This window comes from Actinacidiphila sp. DG2A-62 (assembly GCF_035825295.1).
In the GTDB taxonomy this organism is placed as follows: domain Bacteria; phylum Actinomycetota; class Actinomycetes; order Streptomycetales; family Streptomycetaceae; genus Actinacidiphila.
In genome coordinates, this window is sequence record NZ_JAYMGI010000002.1 from 1,738,259 (window position 1) to 1,753,406 (window position 15,148).

Annotated in this window: 11 protein-coding genes and 1 pseudogene; 2 read left to right on the top strand and 10 right to left on the bottom strand. The window is 74.4% G+C overall.

The genetic code is table 11. The features are described 5' to 3' along the window. Positions 1-15 precede the first annotated feature (15 nt). Together VSR01_RS07750 and uvrA are read right to left on the bottom strand one after the other, a co-directional pair. Positions 16-453: a Rieske (2Fe-2S) protein gene (locus VSR01_RS07750; RefSeq protein WP_326448521.1), complete on the bottom strand. Its 438-nt coding sequence runs from the start codon at positions 451-453 to the stop codon at positions 16-18. 212 nt (positions 454-665) lie between these two features. Then, entirely contained in the window at positions 666-3,674 is a 3,009-nt protein-coding gene (gene uvrA / locus VSR01_RS07755) for an excinuclease ABC subunit UvrA (RefSeq protein ID WP_326448522.1), read from the bottom strand. 260 nt (positions 3,675-3,934) lie between these two features. Here uvrA and VSR01_RS07760 point away from each other — a divergent pair, with 260 nt between their 5' ends. Then, positions 3,935-4,600: an MBL fold metallo-hydrolase gene (locus VSR01_RS07760; RefSeq protein WP_326448523.1), complete on the top strand. Its 666-nt coding sequence runs from the start codon at positions 3,935-3,937 to the stop codon at positions 4,598-4,600. Between the two features lie 103 nt (positions 4,601-4,703). Here VSR01_RS07760 and VSR01_RS07765 read toward each other — a convergent pair whose 3' ends face one another. The 3 genes from VSR01_RS07765 to VSR01_RS07775 form a co-directional block, all read right to left on the bottom strand. After that, the gene (locus VSR01_RS07765; protein WP_326448524.1) at positions 4,704-5,195 is read right to left on the bottom strand and encodes a DUF6907 domain-containing protein; all 492 of its coding nucleotides are present in this window, start codon (positions 5,193-5,195) and stop codon (positions 4,704-4,706) included. After that, entirely contained in the window at positions 5,192-5,623 is a 432-nt protein-coding gene (locus VSR01_RS07770) for an ATP-binding protein (protein ID WP_326448525.1), read from the bottom strand. Before VSR01_RS07770 ends, VSR01_RS07765 begins: the two co-directional genes overlap by 4 nt. A 205-nt stretch (positions 5,624-5,828) precedes the next feature. Then, complete coding sequence (locus tag VSR01_RS07775; RefSeq protein ID WP_326448526.1) at positions 5,829-7,013, bottom strand: helix-turn-helix domain-containing protein; 1,185 nt, start codon at positions 7,011-7,013, stop codon at positions 5,829-5,831. A gap of 217 nt (positions 7,014-7,230) precedes the next feature. On the opposite strand from VSR01_RS07775, the gene VSR01_RS07780 reads away from it, so the two are divergent. Beyond that, the gene (locus VSR01_RS07780) at positions 7,231-7,605 is read left to right on the top strand and encodes a hypothetical protein (RefSeq protein ID WP_326448527.1); all 375 of its coding nucleotides are present in this window, start codon (positions 7,231-7,233) and stop codon (positions 7,603-7,605) included. A gap of 204 nt (positions 7,606-7,809) precedes the next feature. On the opposite strand, the gene VSR01_RS07785 is transcribed toward VSR01_RS07780, so the two are convergent. The 5 genes and pseudogenes from VSR01_RS07785 to VSR01_RS07805 form a co-directional block, all read right to left on the bottom strand. Beyond that, on the bottom strand, positions 7,810-9,642 hold the full coding sequence (locus VSR01_RS07785; RefSeq protein ID WP_326448528.1) for a protein kinase domain-containing protein: 1,833 nt from the start codon (positions 9,640-9,642) through the stop codon (positions 7,810-7,812). Between the two features lie 120 nt (positions 9,643-9,762). After that, positions 9,763-10,635 carry a serine/threonine protein kinase gene (locus VSR01_RS07790; RefSeq protein ID WP_326448529.1) on the bottom strand — a complete coding sequence of 291 codons (873 nt, stop codon included), beginning with the start codon at positions 10,633-10,635 and terminating at the stop codon, positions 9,763-9,765. Positions 10,636-10,781: 146 nt separating this feature from the next. Beyond that, positions 10,782-11,846 (bottom strand): cytochrome c oxidase assembly protein, encoded by a 1,065-nt coding sequence (locus VSR01_RS07795; RefSeq protein ID WP_326448530.1) that lies wholly within the window; start codon positions 11,844-11,846, stop codon positions 10,782-10,784. Positions 11,847-11,960: 114 nt separating this feature from the next. After that, positions 11,961-12,960, bottom strand: a pseudogene (locus tag VSR01_RS07800) (TerC family protein). A 146-nt stretch (positions 12,961-13,106) separates the two neighbouring features. Beyond that, a complete protein-coding gene (locus VSR01_RS07805) occupies positions 13,107-15,140 on the bottom strand; it encodes a TerD family protein (RefSeq protein WP_326448531.1) in 2,034 nt (677 codons plus the stop codon). Positions 15,141-15,148 lie beyond the last annotated feature (8 nt).

Sequence of the window (15,148 nt, forward strand, 5' to 3'; positions counted from 1 at the left end):
GCGCCGGCCGGCGGGTCAGGACGAGGCGGGGCCCACGGTGAGCTTGCCGCCCGCCTCGGTGATCTTCACCGGGGGCAGCGGCTTGGTCGCCGGGCCCTGCACCACCGCGCCGGTCTCGGCGTTGAACTGGCTGCCGTGGCAGGGGCAGGACGCCGTGGTGCCGTCCACCGTGTCCAGCACACAGCCCTGGTGCGTGCAGACCGCGCTGAACGCCTTGAAGCCGCCCTGCTGCGGCTGCGACACCAGCACCTTGTCGTCGCGGTACAGCTTGGCGCCGCCGACCGGCACCGCGGACGCCGCGCCCAGGTCCACCGGCGACGTCGGGGTGTTGGACGACGACTTTCCGCCGCACGCGGCCAGGCCGGCTCCGGTCGCGCCGACGACTCCGGCGAGCGCCGTGCCGCGCAGGACGGTACGGCGGGAGGCGGGCGGACCGACGGGCTCGCTGGGCATGGTCTCTCCAGGGGGTACGGGGGCGTGCGCACCGACTCTACGGCGCGCGACCGCCCCCACCCGCGCAGACCCGCCCGGACCCGCACGCGGCGTCCGGACCCGCGCGCAGCCGCGCGGACTCGCACGCAGTGTCCGGACCCGCACGGACCCGTCAACTGCCCCCGCCGGGACCTGCCCGGCCCCTTTCGGGCCCCGCCCCGGTCTCGCCCCCCTCACGCCTTGCCGGCGGCCCGCTTCCTCGGCGCGGCGGTCTTCTTGGCCGCGGTCTTCGTGGTGCCGGCGGCCGTCTTGGCCGCCGTCCTGCCGCCCGCCGCGGTCTTGGCGGTGGCGCGCTTGCGCGGGGCGGGGACCGCCGCCTCGCTGACCGCCTCGGCGCTGAGGATGTCCCGCAGGAACTTCCCGGTGTGGCTGGCCGGGACGCCCGCGATCTGCTCCGGGGTGCCCTCGGCGACCACCAGGCCGCCGCCGCTGCCGCCCTCGGGGCCCATGTCGATGACCCAGTCGGCTGTCTTGATGACGTCGAGGTTGTGCTCGATGACGACCACCGAGTTGCCCTTGTCGACCAGCCCGGACAGCACCTTGATCAGCTTGCTGATGTCCTCGAAGTGCAGGCCGGTGGTCGGCTCGTCCAGGACGTAGACGGTCCGGCCGGTGGAGCGCTTCTGCAGCTCGGAGGCGAGCTTGACGCGCTGCGCCTCGCCGCCGGAGAGCGTCGGCGCGGGCTGGCCGAGGCGGACGTAGCCCAGGCCCACCTCGTGCAGGGTGCGCAGGTGGCGGGAGATCGTCGGCACCGCCTCGAAGAAGTCGAGCGCCTCCTCGATCGGCATGTCCAGCACCTCGGCGATGGACTTGCCCTTGTAGTGCACCTCCAGCGTCTCCCGGTTGTACCGGGCGCCGTGGCAGACCTCGCACGGCACGTAGACGTCCGGCAGGAAGTTCATCTCGATCTTGATGGTGCCGTCGCCCGAGCAGTTCTCGCAGCGGCCGCCCTTGACGTTGAAGGAGAACCGGCCGGGGAGGTAGCCGCGGACCTTGGCCTCCATGGTCTCCGCGAACAGCCGCCTGACGTGGTCGAAGACACCGGTGTACGTGGCCGGGTTGGAGCGCGGGGTGCGGCCGATGGGCGACTGGTCGACGTGCACCACCTTGTCCACCAGGTCGTCGCCGTCCACGCGGGTGTGCCGGCCGGGGACGGCCCGTGCGCCGTTCAGCTCCCGGGCGAGGTGGGTGTACAGGATGTCGTTGACCAGCGTGGACTTGCCGGAACCGGAGACGCCGGTGACGGCGGTGAGCACGCCGAGCGGGAACGAGACGTCGATGTCCTGGAGGTTGTGCTCGCGGGCGCCGTGCACGGTCAGCCGGCGCTTGCGGTCGATCGGGCGGCGCTCGGCGGGGGTGGGGATGACCCGCTTGCCGGCCAGATACTGGCCGGTCAGCGACTCGTCGTTGTCCAGCAGCTCCTTGAGCGAGCCGGAGTGCACAACCTTGCCGCCGTGCTCGCCGGCGCCGGGGCCGATGTCCACCACCCAGTCCGCGGTCTTGATGGTGTCCTCGTCGTGCTCCACCACGATCAGCGTGTTGCCCAGGTCGCGCAGCCGCACCAGGGTCTCGATCAGCCGGTGGTTGTCGCGCTGGTGCAGGCCGATGGACGGCTCGTCCAGGACGTAGAGCACGCCGACCAGACCGGAGCCGATCTGGGTGGCGAGCCGGATGCGCTGGGCCTCGCCGCCGGACAGGGTGCCCGCGGCGCGGTTGAGCGAGAGGTAGTCCAGGCCGACGTCGACCAGGAACCGCAGCCGCTCGTTGACCTCCTTGAGCACCCGTTCGGCGATCTTGCGGTCGCGGGCGTCGAGCCGCATCCCGGCGAGGAACTCGGCGCAGTCGCTGATGGACATCGCGGAGACCTCCGCGATGGACTTGTCCATCACGGTGACCGCCAGCACGATCGGCTTGAGCCGGGCGCCCTGGCAGGTGGGGCAGGGCACCTCGCGCATGTAGCCCTCGAAGCGCTCGCGGCTGGAGTCGCTCTCGGAGTCCTGGTGGCGGCGCTTGACGAACGGGATCGCGCCCTCGAACTGGGCGTTGTAGACCCGCTCGCGGCCGTACCTGTTGCGGTAGGCGACGCGCACCTCGGACTTGTGGCCGTACAGCAGCGCCTTCTTGGCGCGGGCCGGCAGCCCGGCGAAGGGGATGTCGGTGCGGAAGCCCAGCTCGGCGGCGAGGCCCTCGACCAGGCGGTCGAAGTAGCCCTTGGACATGCCGCCGTTCCAGGGCGCGACGGCGCCCTCGTCCAGCGACTTCTGATCGTCCGGCACGATCAGCTCGGGGTCGACCTCCATCCGCGAGCCGATGCCGGTGCAGTCCGGGCAGGCGCCGAAGGGCGAGTTGAACGAGAAGGAGCGCGGCTCCAGCTCCTCGAAGGACAGGTCGTCGTACGGGCAGTAGAGGTGCTCGGAGAACATCCGCTCGCGCTGCGGGTCGTCCTCCGGCAGGTCCACGAAGTCCAGCACGACCATGCCGCCGGACAGGCCGAGGGCGGTCTCCACCGAGTCCGTCAGCCGGCGCTTGGCGCTGTCCTTGACGGTGAGGCGGTCGACGACCACCTCGATGGTGTGCTTCTCCTGCTTCTTCAGCTTCGGCGGGTCGGTCAGCTGGATCGTCGCGCCGTCCACCCGGGCCCGGCTGTAGCCCTTGGTCTGCAGGTCGGAGAAGAGGTCGACGAACTCGCCCTTGCGCTCGCGCACCAGCGGCGAGAGCACCTGGAAGCGGCTGCCCTCCTCCAGCTCCAGCACCCGGTCCACGATGGCCTGCGGCGACTGCCGGGAGATCGGCCGGCCGCACTGGGGACAGTGCGGCTTGCCGATGCGGGCGAAGAGCAGCCGGAGGTAGTCGTAGACCTCGGTGATGGTGCCGACGGTCGAGCGGGGGTTGCGCGAGGTGGACTTCTGGTCGATCGAGACGGCCGGGGACAGGCCCTCGATGAAGTCGACGTCCGGCTTGTCCATCTGGCCGAGGAACTGCCGTGCGTAGGAGGACAGCGACTCCACGTAGCGCCGCTGGCCCTCGGCGAAGATCGTGTCGAAGGCCAGCGAGGACTTGCCGGAACCGGACAGGCCGGTGAACACGATGAGCGAGTCCCGGGGCAGGTCGAGCGACACGTTCTTCAGATTGTGCTCGCGAGCGCCACGGACGGTGAGTCGATCGGCCACGCCAGTGCGCACCTTTCATCGGAGGGGGGAGGGTCGGCACCCCCCGGTCAGCCTAAACGGGGTGGCGTCGGCATTTCTTCCAGACCGAGCGTATAGCACGTGCTTTCGATTTACGGGGTCGCGCCGCCATCTTCACCCGATCGTGTGCCCAGGCGGCCCGGACCTGCCCCGGAGCCGCCCGGACACCGCCCGGAGGCCGCCCCGGAGCCTGGACCGGAGCCGCGCACCGGGCCCGCACGGCCGGGGCGCCGGCCACGGCCTACCCTGGCGGCATGGCGCACACGGGATACACGGGCAGGGTCTCGGTCGGCGGCACGCCGGACGTGCACGAGCTGCCGGAGCTGATCATCACGAAGACGGCGGTCGGCCCGATGGCGAACAACGCGTACGTGCTGCGCTGCCGCGCCACCGACGAGCAGCTGCTCGTCGACGCCGCGAACGAGGCCGCGACCCTCCTGGAGGTGATCGGCGGCGACGGCCTGGCGTCGGTCGTCACCACCCACCGGCACCCCGACCACTGGCAGGCGCTGCGCGAGGTCGTGGACGCGACGGGCGCGCGCACCTACGCGGGCCGCGACGACACCGAGGGTATCCCGGTGCGCACCGATGTGCCGCTCGCCGACGGCGACACGGTCCGGGTCGGCCGGGTCCGCCTCACCGCCCGCCACCTCGTCGGCCACACCCCCGGCAGCGTCGCCCTGGTCTACGACGACCCGCACGGCCACCCGCACGTCTTCACCGGGGACTGCCTCTTCCCCGGAGGCGTGGGGAACACCCACGGCGACCCGGCCGCCTTCACCTCGCTCCTCGACGGCGTCACCGCCAAGCTCTTCGACGTCCTCCCCGACGAGACCTGGGTCTACCCCGGCCACGGCGACGACACCACCCTCGGCGCCGAGCGCCCGCACCTCCCGGAGTGGCGCGAGCGGGGCTGGTGAGCGACCGGAACCAGGCACCGCGAAGCGCCCCCTGCCCGACCGGGCCGAGCGCCGGTGTTCGCCCCGGGCCGGTCTCGAGGAAGGCGGGATCGGCAGGACCACGTCATCCGACCGGGTCGTCGCCATGGTGACGCTGGGCCCAGTCGGCGCGGGCGGAAGCGAGCTCGGGCGCGACGGTGCCGGTCAGGCGATCGCCCAGGGCACACAGCCGCCGCCCGAGATCGGTGACTCCCGCCGGGTCCAGGTTCCTGATCCACCAGTCGTCGACGATCTGCACGTTGACCACCGGTAGGTCGGGGTCGTCGTCCTCGGCGAAGGGGATGCAGTCGATGGTGACCACCAGCACGCCCGCGTCCCGCGCCGGGCCCGCCCCCGGGGCCACCGGGACGACCAGGCCACCGCGGTTGGCCTGGTGCACGATGCCGGCCAGTGCGAAGTGCAGCCGGTCGGGATGGACCCCCGCCCGGCTCGGGTCGTCCTCGGCCCACCCCGGCAGGTACCCACGGACGACCTCCCCGCCGGTGGTCGACACGGCCCAGGTGCGGGCGGGCGGTGCGAACGGTCCAGGACCCTGCCCGCCGTCGGAACGCCTCACGAGCCCACCTCGTCACGCGTGGCCGTGCACTGCGCCCATACCAGCTTCCCGGGGCCGTCCCGGTCGCTGACGCCCCACGCCCCGCCGGTCAGCACGTGCACCAGTTCCAGCCCGCGCCCGCCCTCCTCGTCGGCCGACGCCTTGCACGGCTCCGGCTTGTCGTCCCCGGTGTCGTGCACCTCGATCCGCACCCCGTCCGCCAGCCGCTCGAAGCGGGTGGCGATCAGATTCCCGTAGGGCGGATGAGCATGTGTGATCGCATTCGTCACCAACTCCGAGAGGATCAGTCCAGCGTCGTCCGACACTTGCGTCAGGCCCCACACGGCAAGCTGCCCGGCCAGCAGTCGCCGCGCCCTGCCCACCGAACGCGCCGTCGGCGGCCACGTCTTCACGACAGCGGACGGGATGCGGTCGGCAGATACACGCATCACCTTCGTCCCCCGTCGCGGAGACGCCAGGCGGTCCCGTGGCGGCGCCGCCACGGGTCTGCGGTGGAACTGGGTACGGGGGTGTCGGACATGACCGCTCCCTGGTCGTGATCAGATACTCACCGAACGTAAGGAGCCGGAGCCCGAGGGTTCAATGGCAGTTTGCGGAGGCCCGGCGCGGAAGTGCCAGTTCCTGTGCCGGTTCCTACAGAGGCAGGCCCACGGCGTCGGCCAGCACCCGCATGCGAGGAGTCAGTGTTCGACGTCGCGCGATCACCTGCGTCAGGATGTCTCGCGCATACTGCTGGTGCGGAAGCCACTGCGGCGCGGCGTGCCAGACCTGCTCCAGGGTGTCCACCGCCTCGCCGTACTTCCGCAGCCTCACCCGGGCGGCGGCCTGGTCGAGCCGGTTCCGGTTCAGGTTGTTCGACGTGGGCCGCAGCCCCTCCCACGAGATCGCGGCGGACAGCTGGAGCACTCGGTCCGGCTGGTCGGCGACCATCGCGTGCTCGGCCGCCTTGAGCTGCACGGTCGTGGCCCCGAACGCCCGCAGGAACCCGCCGGGCACTGGCCGGGGGCCGATCGCGGCGGCCGCCGATCCGGCCAGACGCAGCATCCGGTCGGCGTCGCCCGGGCGGGCATCGCGGTCTGCCGCGGCGGCCGAGCGCAGCAGTAGCCATCCCCATGCGGCAAGTTCTCCGGGCGTCGCTCGCGACATACGCGGTTCTACGCGGTCGGCCCATTCCTCCGCCAGCCGACCCGCCTCGGCGATGCGGCCACGACGCAGCAGCAGCCACCCTTGGGTGCTCACCACGGCGGCAGCGTCCAGATCGTCGCGGGCGTGGTCGACGGCGCGGCTGAGGGCGGCCTCGGCCGCGTCGAACTGCCGGGTCTGGGTGAACATCCAGCCGACCAGGCCGAGCAACTCGGCCTGTACCCGGCGGCCGGTCGGTTCGTCCGCCACGACCGCGGCGTCCCTCAGCAGGACCGGCATCACAGTGGCGAGCTGCTCCAGCCGGTCCGCGGCGGCCAGCGGCATCGCGGCGGCCACCGCCGCTCGGACCCCGGCCACCGTCGGCGTGTCATCGGCAGGTCCTGGTGCGGGAGCGTCGAGGGCCGCCCGCACCGGGGCCCACTGATCCACCACGGCGGGCGACGCACCGGCCGTCTCGTAGGAGCCGCCCAACAGCCATGTCGTGGATACGCCCAACGATGCGGCCAGGGCGCGCGCTGTCTGCGCGCGCGGCTGCCCGTAGTCGCCCTGCTCGATCTTGCGCACGGCGGAGAGGGACACGCCGGACTCGGTTGCGAGCTCACGCTGGCTCAACCCGCGCCGTTTGCGGGCTCGGTGGAGTCGACCGCCGATACCCGTGTCGGTGGGGTGGGACATACTTCTGCCACCTCTGTCTCGGCCTGGACACTCGACACGGTACAGCGGGGCCGCCGCCGGCGCTGCCGGCGGTCTGCGGCATGGCTCCCACCTGCGGGAATGCGGTTCCCCTGTCATATGTCAGGAGCGCGGCGCCCCGGGTTCCTCCTACCGTCGACCTACGGTGCTGACGACTGGTCAGGCAGTCATCGGCAGACCGACAACGGAGGAAAGAACCATGCGCAAGCTCACCAGGGCCGTCTCGGCCCTCGCCGTCGCCGCGGCGGCCGCCGCCGCCGTGACCCTCGGCTCCGGCCCGGCGCAGGCCGCCGACGGGTCGTGGGACGGGTGCCCGTCGGGCGCGGTCTGCATCTACGGCGAAGGCGTCCACGACAACCTCACCACGCCGACCGACGTCTTCTGGAGCTACGGCGCCCACAACCTCAGCGGCCAGTACAACTGGCACTGGGTGCTCAACAACCAGACCGGCGGCGCCCACGCCCACCTGTGCCTGGGGTCGAACGGCGCCAACTGCACCTACGACCTGGCCGCGCAGCACGGCGTCTGGGCCGATCTCACGCCGGTCAACTCCATCACGCTCGACCGGCCGTGATCCGCCGGCCTTCGGCGCGGTGGCCATGATCCGCCGGCTGCGTCGAAGGCCGGCCACCCGCCCGTCGCGGCGGGGGCGGGCCGCCGCCGGACCGCGACTCGGGGGACGGCTGGGGCCCGGGGCGGCGTGCTCCGGGCCCCCAGCCGCGGGTCTCCGGCGGCGGCCCGCCGCGACCGGCCGGCCCCGCCTGCCGTACGGCGCGGGTCAGGCGGAGGTGTAGTCCGCCATGTTGCGGTGGACCTTGTCGACGTAGGGCTGGAGGCGGGCCGGCACTCCGCCCGCGTCGACGATGGTGCGGACGCTGGTGCGGTAGGCCGCCGCGGTCAGCGCGGGCAGGTCGCCGTGCATGCCGTCGGCCTTGAGCTGCTCGTCGATCCAGCACAGGTACGCGCCCATGGTGGCGATGGCGTCGGGCGGCGACATGTAGTCCTTCCTGCCGTCGTGGTCCCCGTCCACCGCCCACGCGTCGAAGACCCGCGGGGTCCACATGGCGATGCCGTACTCGTCGGTGCTCGGGCGGCGGGCCCGCGCGTCGAAGCCGCTCTCGGCCCCCAGCATGGCGGCGATCAGCACCGGGGTGACCTCCTCCTGGACGCACATCCGGGCGGCCTGCGAGATGTACGGGCGCAGCGCGGCGGGCACGTCGGCGTGGGCGGGCAGCGCGCCGGCGAGCGGGGCCAGCCGGGAGGCGGGGGTGGCGTGCGCGGCCCGGGGCGGGGAGCCGCCGGACCCGGTCGCTCCCCCGTCGCCGCCGGTGAACGCGAACGCGGCGGCGACCGCCGCGGCGGCCACGACCGCGAGGGCGGCCGGCAGCAGCACCCGGCGCCGGGTCCGCGGGGCGGCGCGGGCGAGCGGCCCCGCCGCGCGTAACGCGAGGCCAGCGGGAGCCGCCAGGTCCACCGGGCCTGCCGGGCCGGCCGGACCCGCGAGGTCCGCCTGGTCCGCCGAGCCAGCCGGACCTGCCGGGCCCGCGAGGTCCACCGGGTCCGCCGGGTCCGCCAGGGCGACCGGGCCCACCGAGCCAGCCGGGTCCGCCAGCTCGGCGACGCGCGCGACCAGCCGCTCCGCGGTCAGCCCGGCCCGGCCGGCGTGGTCGGGGGCCAGGCACGCGGCGATCAGCTCCCGCCATCCTTCGGCGAGTCCGGGCGCCAGCCGCAGCGGGGCCGTGCCGCGCGCGTAGGACTGGGCGGCCAGCGCCCGCGCCCGCGCGGTCGCCCCGGGGAACGGGTGCAGGCCGCCGGCGAGCACCTGGTGGGCCACCACGCCGTACGCCCAGATGTCGCCGGTCGGGCGGACGGCGGTGCCGCGGCTTCCGGTGCGTTCCGACCACCACTCGGGCGGCATGTGGTCCAGCGTGCCCATCGGCGGCACGTAGGCGTGGGTGCCCTCCAGCTCGGTGGTCAGGCCGAAGTCGGCGAGCCACACCTCGTCGCCGGGGCTGAGCAGGATGTTGGCGGGCTTCAGGTCGCCGTGCAGCCAGCCCTCGGCGTGCAGGTGGGCCAGTCCCGCGGCGGCCCCGCGCAGGATGCGCGCGGCGCCGGGCACCGGTCCCCGCGCGGCGGCGCCGCTGCCCCCGGGCCCCCCGGGGGCGCCCGCGGTCGCCTCGGCGGCGTCCAGCAGGTCCTGGACGCTGTGTTCCGCACGGTCCATGACCAGGACGACCGCGCCGTCCAGACCGGGACGGTCGGGATCGGCGACGGTCAGCGACGCGTGGGTGCGTACCAGGTGCGGATGGCGGGCGGCCAGGCTGAACCGCACCTCGCGGCCCACGATCTCGTCCAGGGCCGCGCGGCGGCCGGGCGTCAGGGCGGCGGCGCCGAGGAACTTCAGCGCGGCCCGCCCGCCGGCGCCGTCCTCTGCTGCGTACACGCTGCCCCAACTGCCCGAGCCGATCGGCCCGGTGACCGTCCAGTCCCCGACGCGGTACCCGTCGGGAACCTCGACCGGCGCCCTGCCCGGCGCGCCGGGCCTCGGGGCGGGAGCGGGCGTCGCGGCACCGGGGGTCGCGGCACGAGGCGTCGCGGCACGAGGCGTCACGGCACGAGGCGTCACGGCGCCGGGTCGCGAAGGCCCGGCGCCGGAGGGATCGCTGCCGGAGAGCGCGCGACCGGAAGGATCGCGGCCGGGAAGACCGCCGCCAGAAGGCTCGGGCACGGCTCACCCCTCCCACGCGCAGGGGCGGGACCGCGGCGGCAGCAACGCCAGGTGCTCCTCCCTGACCAGGTCGAAGCGGAGCGCGAAGGCGACGAGTTCCTCGCGCTTGCCGCCGGCGAGCGCGCCGGACCCGCCCGCGTCGCCGCCGCCCGCGAGGTCGTCGCGCAGCCGCAGCTTCACCGAGGCCAGGTAGTCGATGTGGTAGTTGACCGCCGAACGCGTCAGGTCCGCGCAGGAGTCCAGGCCGCGCAGCCGCTCCAGCACGCCGCCGACGCCGGGCACCGCGCCGGTCGAGGCGTTGCGCAGCCGCGGCTCGCACAGCGCGAGCAGCACCAGGAAGTACTTGGACGTCGGGTCGAGCGCGAACGGCATCGTGGTGCGCTCGCCGCCGGCGGCGGCCTCCTCGCGGGCGTCCGGGTGGTCGTCCTGGTACGCGTGCTGCGGCGCGAACACCTTGAACGACGCGTCGGCGGCGTGCGCGGGCAGCAGCACCCGGGAGAACTCGAACGGCACGGGCGCGCCCAGCCGCCCCGGCGCGACCTTGATGTGCTCGCCCGCGCCCTCCATGTTCTCCACCACGTACGTGGCGGTGCGGCTGTAGTTGGACAGCCGCCAGTAGTCCTCCGCCGCGGCGATCCGCCCGGCGCAGCGCGAGACGCCCGGGTCGTCGAGCCTGACCGGCACCGGGCTGCCGGGGGCGCCCCGGCCGAAGTCGGCGGTCTCCCCCGGGCCGAGTTTCAGCAGCCGTGGCCGGCGCGACGCCGTACCGCCGCGTCCGGGGCCCGTGCCGGCGCCGGCGACGTCGCCGGGCCGCTCAAGCACGCCGCCGCGGCGGGTGCCGCATTCCTCCGGTAGTTGAACGATGACCGTGTCCATGACCCATCCCCCGTATCGTTCACTCGGGTCACATTCGTTGCGCAGTGTTGGACGCGGCGCCACGAGGGCCGGTTGCTCGCGTTCGCCGGAATGGCCGATACGGGTTCATCCCCACGGGTGAGGGGTCGGCGGTGTCCGCCTCGGGCTCAGCGCTGTCCGCGCATCCGCATGCCGACCTCGCCCTGGTCGGTCTCCCACCACGGCCGGGTCAGCTCGGGGACGGCGGGCTTCGCACCGGACGCGGGCCCGGGCACGGCACCGGACGCGGGCCCGGGCACGGCGCCGGGCGCCGCGGCGGGACCGGACGCGGTGCCGGCCGCGGGCGCGCCGCCCGCTCCGGCTCCGGCCTCGGCGAGCGCCGCCTCGCGGTCCAGCCGTGCGTCCAGTTCCGCGGTCTTCGCGCGCTCCGCGCGGGCCCACTCCAGGAAGACCAGCAGCAGGAAGGGCAGCGCGACCAGTTCCGCGAGGGTGAGCATCAGCCCGCCGCCGAGCATCTGGTCGTGGTGGACGGACGGTCCCCAGGTGCGCGGATGCCCGGCGTACCAGTGGCCGGCCACCAGGGTGCCGCTGGTCATCACCACCAGGCCGGGCACCGAGTCGAAGAGCCCGTCGAAGAACACCAGCGCGGCGCGCACCGGGTGGGTGCACCAGCGCGGCAGCATCTCCTGCCGGGTGAGCATCGGCAGCACGAACAGGCAGCCGGTGAAGAGCAGTTGCAGGTGCATCAGCTGCCGGACGAAGCCGTTGCCGAGCGCGGTGGAGAAGTACGGCGTGAAGTAGATCGTCAGTTCGGAGGCGAGCACCAGCACCGAGCTGACCAGCGGGTACGTCAGCGCGCGCACCGGCCGGGAGGCGAAGACGCGGCGCAGCCGGCCGTCCGGCGCGGCGAGCGCGAGCGGGTCGCCGAGCGCCAGCCCGAGCGGCGCGAACAGGTCCAGCAGGATGTTCTGCACGGCGGCCGGCCAGAAGAGCACCTTGTCGTACACCGCCAGTGAGGACATCGTGGCGACGGCGAGGGTGCCCAGGCCCAGGACGGCGAAGGCCGCCGTGCGCCACAGGGGCCACGGTTCGCCCGCGCGCCGTCTGCGCCGCACCCCGTAGCCGTAGGCGGTGCCGAGCAGCACGATCGCCGCCAGGGCCGGGACGTCGAGCTGCCAGGCGTCGAAGAACCGCGACCCGGTCAGCTCGGGCAGCGCTCGGGGGCTCGCCACATCCGCGCCTTTCCGTTCGTGGTGCCCGCGCCGCGCTCCCCCGCCGCCGCGCCGCGCGTCACCCGCCGTACGTGGTGCGACCGTACGGTCGGGGCGCGCGCCCCGTGCCGTCCGTCACCGGGCCACGGTAGACCTTTCGTCGCCCCGGTCCGCATCCAGGGCCTCGGCGGCGCGCTCGGCGCGGCGGGATGCGGCCAGGCTGGTCGCGGTGGTCACGGCGAGGACGGCGACGATCACCGCGAGGGAGACCGGCACGGAGATCTGCGGCACGTGCACGCCGGACTCGTGCAGCGCGTGCAGCAGCAGCTTGACGCCGATGAAGCCGAGGATCACCGAGAGTCCGTAGGACAGGTGGACCAGCTTCTTCAGCAGGCCGCCGATGAGGAAATACAGCTGCCGCAGTCCCATCAGCGCGAAGGCGTTCGCGGTGAAGACGATGTACGGGTCCTCGGTGAGCCCGAAGATCGCCGGGATCGAGTCGAGCGCGAAGAGCACGTCGGTGGTGCCGATGGCGAGCATCACCACGAGCATCGGCGTCATCAGCCGGCGGCCGTTCTCGCGGACGAACAGCCGGGTGCCGTGGTAGCGGTCGGTGGACGGCACGCGTCGCTCGACCGCCTTGAGCAGCCGGTTCTCCTCGTATCCGGCGTCCTCGTGGCCGGTGCGGGCCTCCTGGATCAGCTTCCACGCGGTCCAGATCAGGAAGGCGCCGAAGAGGAAGAAGACCCAGGAGAAGGCGGCCAGCACCGTCGCGCCGGCCGCGATGAACACCGCGCGCAGCACCAGCGCTATCAGCACGCCGACGAGCAGCACCCGCTGCTGGTAGGCCGCGGGCACCGAGAACTTCGCCATGATCAGCACGAAGACGAAGAGGTTGTCGACGCTGAGGGACTTCTCGGTGACGTCGCCGGCGAAGAACTCGCCCTGGCTGCCCGCCGCCGAACACCAGCAGGCCGACGCCGAACAGCCCGGCCAGCGCGACCCAGACGGCCGTCCAGATCCCGGCTTCCCGCACCGACACCTCGTGCGGCGTTCGGCCGACCAGGAAGTCGGCGCCGATCAGGGCACACAGTCCCGCGATGGTGAGCGCCCAGAGGGTGAGGGAGACGTCCACAGATCCTCCGGCAGATTCAGTACGTCCGCAAACGGTACACGAATTACCAAGGAATGGTAAAGCACGAGCCAAGTGTGCAGGCCAGGAGGGGTCGAGGCGGACAGCGGCCGGCGGAGGGACGCGGGCCACGCCGCGGCCGGCCGGGGTTACTGGGGGCGGCCCTGGCCGGCCGGGCGGGCCGCGGCGAGCCGGCGCAGCACCTGCGCGAGCACCTGGCTGCCGGCCGGCAGCTGCGCGGGCTCGTAGGTCCAGGCGTGCCCGACCCAGGGGTCGGCGAGGTGGTCGCTGGGCAGCGGGGTCAGCCGCAGCATCGACCGCCGGGGATCGGCCGCGGCGGCGGCCTGGTACGCGTCGAAGCCGGAGCCGTCCGCGGCGCTCTCGTCGCGCTCGGCCACCAGCAGCAGGTGCACCCCGGCCGCCGGGCCCTCGTCGGCTAGGTAGCGCAGCTGATGGACCGCGCGCTCGTCGAAGCCGTAGGGGTACTCGTTGACGATCAGCAGCAGGCGGGCGGTGTCGAAGCCCGGCGGCAGCGCGTCGGCCGCGCCGCCGCGCAGCGCCATCTGCAGCAGGTCGACCCGCTCGACCAGGCGGTCCAGGACCTCGCCGACCCCGGCGGCGCCCGGTGCGGGCGGCGGCAGCGGCAGCGCCCCGCCCGCGTACAGCGGCGCGAACGAGGCGGCGCCGGAGCCGGCCGGGTCCAGGACGTGCAGCGCGTAGCCGCCGGCCGGGTGCGAGGCGAGCAGCCGGGCGGCGAGGGCGACCGCGGCGTCCGTCGCGGCGCGCGGGTCCTCGCTGCCGTCCATCCACAGGCCGCGCTCCATCGGCAGCCGGGACAGCAGCGGGATGCGCAGCTCGGGCGCCTCGGGCAGGGTGAGCGAGCCGATCCGCACGGCGTACGGCGGCTCCTGGGGCGCCTGGTAGGCGTGCCAGCAGGGGTTGTCCCAGCCCGCCAGCGACGGCGGCAGCGCGGGCTCCACCACCTCGGCCTCGGCGGTCAGCTGGGCGAGGTCGCGGTCGAGCACGGCACGGGCCTGGTCGACCAGCGCCATCTGCCGGAACTGCGCCTCCTCGCGCGCCGCCTCGGCCTGCGGTCCGCCGCGGGTGCGCGGGTCGGCGAGCAGGCGGTCGAGATCCTGTTCGTACCGCGACTCCGCGAAGTCCACGGCGCTGCGGTACGCCGCGACGCTGCGGGTCAGGTCCTCGAACATCCCCCAGACCTGGTTGTACAGCCGCTCGTCCATGCTCCAGCCGGCGGCGTCCCCCGCGACGGGGGCGGGCGGCGCGCCCGCGCCGCCGGAGGCACCGGGGCCGGTGGGGCCGCCCGGCGCGGCGGTGGGCCCGGGTATCGGGCCGGGAGGCGTGGGGGCGGCCGGTGTGGCGGCGGGACCGGCCGGTCCGGCGGCCGGGGGCGCGGACGGGGGCGCGGACGTGCGGCGGCGCGGATGCCGGTAGTCGATGCCGGCGGAGGCACCGGCGCTGGGGGGCGGCGCGGGCGCCGGCCGGGGCGGCCCGGGGTGGTCGGGAGCGGGCGTCGGCGGCGGATGGGCGCCGGGGAGCGCGGACCGTGCCGGCCGGGGCGGTGCGACGGCGCGGGACTGTTCGTGCTCGGTGGCCCGGTGGATCAGCGCGGCGGTCGCGTCCGGCTCGGGGGCCCGCTGGTCGGCGAGCAGCGCGGGCAGCCCGCCTTCGTAGCCCTGGCCGACGGCGCGGACCCGCCAGCCGCCCTGCCGCCGGTACAGCTCCAGCGCCAGCAGCGCGGTCTCCGCGCCGAGGCCGCCGATGGCATAGCCCGCGGCCTCGGCGCCGTCCGGCGTGGTGACGGCCAGCCGCGGCACGGGCGCGGCGCCGAAGACGGCGGGGCCCGGGCGGCCCGGGGGCAGCGCGAGCAGCACGTGCACGCGGTGCACACGCTCGGGCATCGCGCCGAGGTCGACCGCCAGCCGGTGGTCGGCGGCGGCCTGCCGGGGCACTTCGACGCCCGGCAGCCGCGGCGCGCCGGGGTGGGCGAGCCAGCCGTCCCCGGCGGGCGACGCGGCCGCGTCCGGCCCGGTCACCGCCGCCCTGCCCTGCTCGTCGCCCAGGGTGATCGCGGCCACCACCGGGGTGCCCGCGGCGACCCTGATCTCCAGTCGGGTGCCCGGCAGCGGGTGGTTCTGCCCGCGGACCAGTTCGGCCGTCATGCCGCAGC

Coding starts and splice junctions, on each gene's coding strand:
- VSR01_RS07750 (WP_326448521.1), bottom strand. CDS start 453: ATGCCCAGCGAGCCCGTCGGTCCGCCCGCCTCCCGCCGTACCGTCCTG.
- VSR01_RS07760 (WP_326448523.1), top strand. CDS start 3,935: ATGGCGCACACGGGATACACGGGCAGGGTCTCGGTCGGCGGCACGCCG.
- VSR01_RS07770 (WP_326448525.1), bottom strand. CDS start 5,623: ATGCGTGTATCTGCCGACCGCATCCCGTCCGCTGTCGTGAAGACGTGG.
- VSR01_RS07775 (WP_326448526.1), bottom strand. CDS start 7,013: ATGTCCCACCCCACCGACACGGGTATCGGCGGTCGACTCCACCGAGCC.
- VSR01_RS07780 (WP_326448527.1), top strand. CDS start 7,231: ATGCGCAAGCTCACCAGGGCCGTCTCGGCCCTCGCCGTCGCCGCGGCG.
- VSR01_RS07790 (WP_326448529.1), bottom strand. CDS start 10,635: ATGGACACGGTCATCGTTCAACTACCGGAGGAATGCGGCACCCGCCGC.
- VSR01_RS07805 (WP_326448531.1), bottom strand. CDS start 15,140: ATGACGGCCGAACTGGTCCGCGGGCAGAACCACCCGCTGCCGGGCACC.